This window comes from Lactobacillus acetotolerans DSM 20749 = JCM 3825, from assembly GCF_001436775.1.
Classification (GTDB): Bacteria; Bacillota; Bacilli; order Lactobacillales; family Lactobacillaceae; genus Lactobacillus; species Lactobacillus acetotolerans.
Genome location: NZ_AYZC01000058.1, coordinates 1 through 7,209 on the forward strand (window position 1 = coordinate 1; position 7,209 = coordinate 7,209).

Genomic DNA, 7,209 nt, shown 5'->3' on the forward strand with positions numbered 1-7,209 from the left:
CCAATGGAATGGCACCTTCCGGTGTACAACTTCTTGCGGCCTATCCGCAATTGAAGGACCTAAACGTTTATGGTACGGGGCATGGCCATTACCGTGGTGTTTCCTGCGCTGCCGGCGCAGTTTCATGGGCAAGTCAACATTCTTAATCCGTAATAGCCCCTGATCAATATAACGGTAAACCGTTGGTGTGCTGGGGCAATGAAAATGCGGATGGATTAACTTAAAGCGGCCTACGAATTCATCAATACTGGTGGCACTGAAACCAGCTTTAAAATGCCGGTTAAGCATGCGAAAGAAAGTGGCATCTTTGTCTAGCAGGTTATGGTTATAGCACCTGGCCCGGCTTTTTTCATGATAAATCTGGGCTGTATATGAGCTAAATAGCAGTAATAAAACAAATAATTACTATCCCGCTGTCTAACGCGGCCCCGCTTTAATTCCCGACAAATCGTAGAACGGTTATAGCCCAGTTTGCGGGCAATTGCAGCTTGCAAGTAGCCTTGATCATGTAAAGCCTGGATTTGCCCGCGATCTTCGCTGGTTAATTGATGATATGGTGTTTGCATGCTAAAATTTGCTTGGGTCATGAAGATTCCTTTCTTAACTAGTTCGTTAATTTAAGTTTAGGACTTCATGACCTTTTTGTTTAAGTTCTATTTGTGTTGCACTTCAATTTTAAATCAGGGTTTTTAATAAAAAGACAAAATAAGCCTGTTTTTTAGTTTATTCTTACAAAATTGGTTAAAATATTAGGCGCAAGGTCTGATAAACTATACGCAGACTGATAATAAAGATTAAAATAAACGATTAAAAAATAGGAAGAGAGGGGGTTTTCCTCGTGAAAATCTTAGTTGTTGATGACGATAAAGAAATCGTTGAGTTATTAAGTATTTACTTGAAAAATGAAGGTTACGAGCCAATTGCTGCCTATAGTGGTAAAGAAGCTATTACTAAATTAATCACTACACCTGACATTGCACTCATGATTTTAGACGTGATGATGCCAAATATGAGCGGGATCGATGTAATCAAAGAAGTTAGAAAAGATTCCGATATTCCGATTATCATTGTTTCCGCTAAAACGGGCGATATGGATAAGATTCAAGGTTTAATTACCGGTGCAGACGATTACGTTTCAAAGCCGTTTAATCCGTTAGAAGTGATGGCTCGTGTCCGTTCGCTTTTACGCAGAAGTCAAAAGCAGGTTAAGGATGAAAAGCCGGATGTCTTAGAAGTCGGTCCACTTGTAATTAACCGTGATTCACACGAAGTTAAGACGATTGATGGTAAAAATATTCAATTGACTGCTTTAGAGTTCGGTATTTTATACCTTCTAGCAAGTCACCCTAACCGGGTATTTTCGGCTGATGAAATTTTCGAGCGGGTATGGCAACAAGAATCCGTTGTCTCAGCCAAAACCGTTATGGTGCATGTATCACATTTACGGGATAAAATTCAGAAGGCCACCGGCGGTGAAGATGTTATTCAAACCGTTTGGGGTGTAGGCTATAAGGTTGAGGCTTGATTAAATGAAAAAGAAGCGTGTAAAGTTAACTGCCGCTGAAAAAAGTGAGTTGTTCGCCGAAGGAGTTATAACGGTCGTACTTTTGCTTCTGTTGAATTTGTCAGTTATTATTCTGATTAACCTGACAATTTTGCAAAATAAAAATTTAGTTAATGGGATCTTTTTCTTAAAGAAAACGGTCGCTTTTGCTGGTGGCCAGCATATCTGGTCCTGGCAAAATATTTTTATTGTAATGATGGGGATTGGCGATTTAATCGTACTTTATTGGCGTTTAATTCGGCGTTACCACCAAATGCAATTGCGGCACGTTATTTCAGAATTACACTATATTGCAAATGGGCACTTTGATCACCGCATTTCTTTTAAAGTGAAGACCGACCTGCAAAAAGTGATTGATTCCATTAATTCTTTAGTTGACAGTACGGTTAATTCTATTAATGAAGAAAAGGCAATTGAAAAATCTAAGGATGAACTGATCAGCAATGTTTCGCATGATATTCGGACACCGTTAACCTCTATTATTGGTTATCTTGGTTTACTTAAGTCAGGCTTGGCTAAGCCGGAAGATGAACAAAAATATGTTAATATTGCGTATACTAAAGCTGAACAAATGAAATCATTGGCGCATGATTTGTTGGAATATACGACTCTGAAATCAACCAAAACTAAACTAAATTTATCGCCTCTGCATATTTATTCGATGCTTGAACAGGTAGCAGCTGGATTTGAATTAGAAGCTGAGAAGAAGGGTATTGGTTTTGTTGTAGAAACTCGTCCTAAAAACTTAACTATTCAAGCAGATCCAGAAAAATTGGGAAGAGTTTATAATAACCTGATTACCAACGCTTTGAAATATGGAGCAGGTGCGACTAAGATTAAGTTGATCGCTAACTTGGTTAACAATGATCAAGTTGAATTACGTGTTGAAAATAATGGTGCTAAAATTCCGGAAGCTTCTTTAAAGAAAATTTTTGAGCGTTTTTACCGGGTAGAAACATCGCGTAATGTCAAAACGGGTGGAACCGGTTTGGGATTATCGATTACAAAGAGTATTATAGATTTACATCACGGTACTATTCGTTGTACATCTAACGATAAGTGGACGAGCTTTATTATTCGTTTACCGTTAGATCCAAAGAAGGCGCAGAACGCTAAGTAGCTGTGTTATAATTTTGACTGAAACAATATTATCTATTCGAGGGGTTTAGCATGAGTATTTCTTTAAATACCTGTATTTTAATTTTAAAAGAGCACCACTTGCTTAAATCAAGTGCTGTTCAAGAAACTGTCGCGACTAAGATGGAATATGTATCTTATGATTCCCGCGACATCCAAACCAATACTTTGTTTTTCTGCAAAGGTAAGGGTTTTAGGCCAACATATTTATCGATGGCTAAGAATAATGGGGCTAATTGTTACGTCGCTGAACAGCCATATCCTGAGGGTAAAGGGATGCACGCTCTGATTGTTCGGAATGTATCTAAAGCAATGGCACTTTTGTCAGCAGCTTTCTTCCGCTTCCCCCAAGATGACTTGTTCGTTGTGGCTATTACCGGTACTAAAGGTAAAACCACGACGGCGTATTTCTTAAAAGGAATGCTGGATCAAGTTGATGGCGGGCGAACAGCGTTAATTTCTTCAGTTAACGATGTTGTTGGGATGAGACCTGAAGATAGCTTTAAGTCCAGTTTGACCACACCAGAATCCCTGGATTTATTCAGAGATATGCGTCGTGCCGTTGATAATGGGATGACCCATTTGGTAATGGAAGTTTCCAGCCAAGCCTACAAGAAAAACCGGGTCTTTGGTTTAACTTATGATTTAGGTTTCTTCCTAAACATTACACCTGATCATATTGGGCCAAATGAACACCCTAACTTTGCGGATTATTTGCACTGTAAGCTGCAACTTTTGGTTAATTCACGTAAGTGTATCATCAATGCTGAAAGTGATCACTTTGATGAAATTTATGCCGCTGCAACAACAACTACTAATCCAGATAGTATTTACCTGTTTGCAAATGAAAGTTTTGAAAATCCAAATCTGAAGCAACCAATTGACTTTAGGTTTGCCTCACAAGAAACTGATATGAAGGAAACTCGTTTCAAGTTATCTTGTGTTAGCGATAAGGTTAAGGACTTAAAGATTAGCGGAGATTACACCCTGCAAATGATCGGTGATTTTAATGAGTCTAACGGAACCGCCGCAATTATTGGTGCCGGTTTAGCTGGTATGAGCCATGATGATTGTGCGAAGGGTATCCGCCACGTCACAATTCCTGGTAGAATGCAAACCGAAATGACTAAGAATCACGGGATGGTCGTTGTTGATTATGCTCACAATAAGGCTTCAATGATGGCTTTAATGAGTTTTATTCGGCGGGAATTTAATGATCCGAAGATTATCGTTGTTGTCGGAGCACCGGGAGATAAGGGTGTTTCTCGGCGTCCAGGTTTTAGTCAAAGTTTAACTGCTTATGCAAATAAGGCTTTCTTAACAACTGATGATCCAGGTTTTGAAGATCCAAAGAGTATTGCTGAAGAAATTGATTCAGGGATTGATCATTCTAAGTGTGACGTTACGATTGAATTAGACCGTAAGAAGGCCATTTACGATGCAGTCGCGATGTCCAATAAAGATGATGTCGTCTTAATTTGCGGTAAGGGTGCCGATGCCTTCCAAAAGATTCGTGGCGTTAATACTCCGTATCCATCTGATATTGTCGTTGCCCAACGTGTGATCGATAAGTTAGAAAATCAGAAGGAGCACTTTAAAAAGTAGAAAAAGTGAAAAACAATGAAGCACTTCTTTAGTATTATTGGTGGTATGGGTACCATAGCCACCGAAAGTTATATCCGTTTGATTAATCACCGGGTTAAAATTACGAGGGATCAGGATTATTTAAATTATATCTTGGTTAATGACGCCGAGATTCCCGATAGAACTGCGTATCTGAAAGATCATACTAAACCAAATTTCTATTATGATTTGCGGGATGATGTTTTGGGTCAAGCCAAATTACACCCTGACTTCTTTGTAATGCCGTGTAATACCGCACACTACTTTTATGATGATTTAGCTAAGTTAACGGATATTCCATTTCTACATATGATGCGAATTGCGGTTCATAAGTTTATTGAAGAATATCCAAATGAAAAAAAGATTGGCCTCATTGCAACTGAAGGTTCGATTTACGATCATTTGTATGAAAATGAGATTAAGTCAGTTCATAGAGATGTTGAATTTGGTGGGCCTGAAATTCAGCCGATGGTAACCAAATTAATTTATTCCGATATTAAGGAAAAAGGTACGGTCGATGGTAAACTTTATCATCAAATCTTACAAAAGATGCATGATGACTATGGTTGTAATGTCATTTTGCTTGGTTGTACAGAATTATCTTTGGCGCAAGAAAAGGCACCGGATCATCCGTATAACGTAATTGATCCACAATCAATTATTGCGGACGTATCAATCGAGCTATCTTTGAAGATTCGAAATGGTATGGATCCAAAAGAAGCCACACAAAAGTATATGTATAAAAAGTAATAAAATCAATTTACTCCAGAAGCAATTTAGCTTTTGGAGTTTTTTTCTTGAAAAAAGATTGACAATTTTAACATTATTCTATAGTGTATTAAGTAAGTAATACAGAGGTACAATTATTAAATATTTTTACTTGGAGGTAAAGGGAATGCTTTATGTTTTATATATTGTTTTAGGGGTATTAATTATTTTGTCCGTAAATCTTGCTGTCACTGCTTGTTTAGCATTGAAAGATGTTTACCAACATAAAAACGAAAACAAATTGGGTTTTGCTCAAGCCTTTAGAAAGTATTTTGCAAAGAATAATAACCTGTCACTTAAAATATCTGATTTCTTTAATTAATCCGGTATTGATATTCCAAGAAAGCTGATTACATTGAAAAAGAAAGTAATTTCTGTAGACAACATCACAAAAGAAGTTGCTCTCAGCACGAATAAAACAATTAAAATTTTAAATAATGTGTCGCTTGCTGCTTATGCAAATGAATTTTTAAGTATTGTTGGTCCATCTGGCAGTGGTAAATCGACTTTATTAAAGAGTATGTCTGGATTAATGCAGCCTACTACTGGCAAAGTCACAATTAATGCAATTGATCCGTATCGTTTACGCCCTTCGCAAACAGCTAAAATGCGCAGGCATGAAATTGGTTTTATCTTCCAATCTTATAACTTAGTACCGGCTTTGCCCGTTTTTGAAAATATCGTACTTCCTTTACGTTTATCTGGACAGAAAATTGATAGGCAAGCAGTTGTTCAATTAATGGATAAGATGAACTTTGCTGCCGATTTGAATAGTTTTGTTGCAAATTTATCAGGTGGGGAAAAGCAGAAAGTTGCGATTGCCCGTGTGCTGTTAACAAAGGCTAAGATTATTTTTGCTGATGAGCCGACCGGTGCTGTTGATTCTGCTTCTAAAGAAATTATTTTTAACTTGCTGCGCTCGCTTGTAGATCAAGGAGCCTGCGTTATCATGGTTACCCATGATATTGAATTAGCAACTAAAACCGATCGGACGCTTACTTTAAAAGATGGGAAGATTGAACAAATTTTTACCAAACCCAAAGTTGAAGATTTGCTAGCTTCCATTGAGAAGGGGTGAGCACCTTGTTTAAGTTAATGTTATGGCAATTTAAGTATTCTTGGAAAAAGTGGTTAGGCACGTTATTCGTTTTTACTGCTGCAGGAATAGTTTTAGGTTTTACTTTTATTGGCTCTTTTTCAACTATAAATGCACATTTAAATAATGGACGTTTTAATCCAGTACAATTTTTTGCTATTCCAGCAATTTTTGGTGTGATCACTATTATTTTGATTATTAATGGTGTTACCCGTTTATTAATCAATAGTTTTAGTAAAGACTATCAATTATGGGCAGTGCTTGGTGCAAATCCTAATCAACTTTCTGAATTAGTTAGCGGACAAATGATGTTGATTAGCTTAATAGGAGGTACAATAGGTTATTTATTATCATACCCACTAACAAGTAGTTTGTATTCTTGGTCATGTTCAACTCCAGGTATGAAAAGTTTTCCTCATGTAACTATGTATTTATCGCCGCAGTCATTTGTATTTACTATTTTATCTGTGGGTATTCTTACTGTTATTGTAAGTTTTGGGGATGCCAGAAGAATATTTGTTGGAAAACAAAAACATTTTTTCAAATTCCGAAAAATAAGAAAACAGGGTATGTCTCCGGTAAGATACTTATTTAGTTTTGCTGGTCTGCTTGGTTTAATTTATTTATATAGTTTATTCTTTCAAAATCCTGTACAAGTTCAATCTATGTTTTCAGGTAAGGATGATTCTTTAGTTGGAACGTATTCGAATCTTTTCTTGTTACTGACTATTGTGGCTATTATAGCTTTTAGTTTGTTGGCTCCGCTTATTTTGCCGTTTATTGTTCGGCTATTATTTAAAATTACGTCGCATAATCATTTAAAGACCTTTACTACTGCTTACTATAATGTTTTAAGTAAAAGAAGTTTTTTAAAATCAGTAATTGTACCATTGTTTATACTTATTTTATTTACTTCTTATGTTACTTATTTATCCATTGATTTAGCCAATGTTTCTTCAAGACGGAAACTGTCAAATCTTTTGTGTAAATAAATCTTTCTCGTAGATTGATTTTTTTAATT

At 36.6% G+C, this 7,209-nt stretch carries 7 protein-coding genes and 1 pseudogene; 7 read left to right on the top strand and 1 reads right to left on the bottom strand.

The features are described from left to right. Positions 1-587, bottom strand: a pseudogene (locus FC77_RS08490) (transposase); the annotation flags it as partial. Between the two features lie 251 nt (positions 588-838). Between FC77_RS08490 and croR the strand changes: the two are divergent. The 7 genes from croR (at position 839) to FC77_RS07160 (ending at position 7,180) form a co-directional block, all read left to right on the top strand. Continuing rightward, positions 839-1,525: a response regulator transcription factor CroR gene (gene croR / locus FC77_RS07130; protein WP_054682243.1), complete on the top strand. Its 687-nt coding sequence runs from the start codon at positions 839-841 to the stop codon at positions 1,523-1,525. A 4-nt stretch (positions 1,526-1,529) separates the two neighbouring features. Continuing rightward, positions 1,530-2,684: a sensor histidine kinase gene (locus FC77_RS07135; protein ID WP_056970949.1), complete on the top strand. Its 1,155-nt coding sequence runs from the start codon at positions 1,530-1,532 to the stop codon at positions 2,682-2,684. A gap of 50 nt (positions 2,685-2,734) precedes the next feature. Then, positions 2,735-4,306 (top strand): UDP-N-acetylmuramoyl-L-alanyl-D-glutamate--2,6-diaminopimelate ligase, encoded by a 1,572-nt coding sequence (locus FC77_RS07140; RefSeq protein WP_054682244.1) that lies wholly within the window; start codon positions 2,735-2,737, stop codon positions 4,304-4,306. 15 nt (positions 4,307-4,321) lie between these two features. Beyond that, positions 4,322-5,074 (top strand): aspartate/glutamate racemase family protein, encoded by a 753-nt coding sequence (locus tag FC77_RS07145; RefSeq protein ID WP_056970951.1) that lies wholly within the window; start codon positions 4,322-4,324, stop codon positions 5,072-5,074. A gap of 145 nt (positions 5,075-5,219) precedes the next feature. Next, the gene (locus FC77_RS07150) at positions 5,220-5,414 is read left to right on the top strand and encodes a hypothetical protein (protein ID WP_054682247.1); all 195 of its coding nucleotides are present in this window, start codon (positions 5,220-5,222) and stop codon (positions 5,412-5,414) included. Between the two features lie 33 nt (positions 5,415-5,447). Continuing rightward, positions 5,448-6,170 (top strand): ABC transporter ATP-binding protein, encoded by a 723-nt coding sequence (locus tag FC77_RS07155; protein WP_054682249.1) that lies wholly within the window; start codon positions 5,448-5,450, stop codon positions 6,168-6,170. Between the two features lie 5 nt (positions 6,171-6,175). Then, the gene (locus tag FC77_RS07160; RefSeq protein ID WP_056970953.1) at positions 6,176-7,180 is read left to right on the top strand and encodes an FtsX-like permease family protein; all 1,005 of its coding nucleotides are present in this window, start codon (positions 6,176-6,178) and stop codon (positions 7,178-7,180) included. Positions 7,181-7,209: the final 29 nt, after the last annotated feature.

What these genes read in the sequence shown, in the direction of transcription:
- FC77_RS07150 (WP_054682247.1), top strand. Translation starts at nt 5,220, where the DNA reads ATGCTTTATGTTTTATATATTGTTTTAGGGGTATTAATTATTTTGTCC.
- FC77_RS07140 (WP_054682244.1), top strand. Translation starts at nt 2,735, where the DNA reads ATGAGTATTTCTTTAAATACCTGTATTTTAATTTTAAAAGAGCACCAC.
- FC77_RS07135 (WP_056970949.1), top strand. Translation starts at nt 1,530, where the DNA reads ATGAAAAAGAAGCGTGTAAAGTTAACTGCCGCTGAAAAAAGTGAGTTG.
- FC77_RS07145 (WP_056970951.1), top strand. Translation starts at nt 4,322, where the DNA reads ATGAAGCACTTCTTTAGTATTATTGGTGGTATGGGTACCATAGCCACC.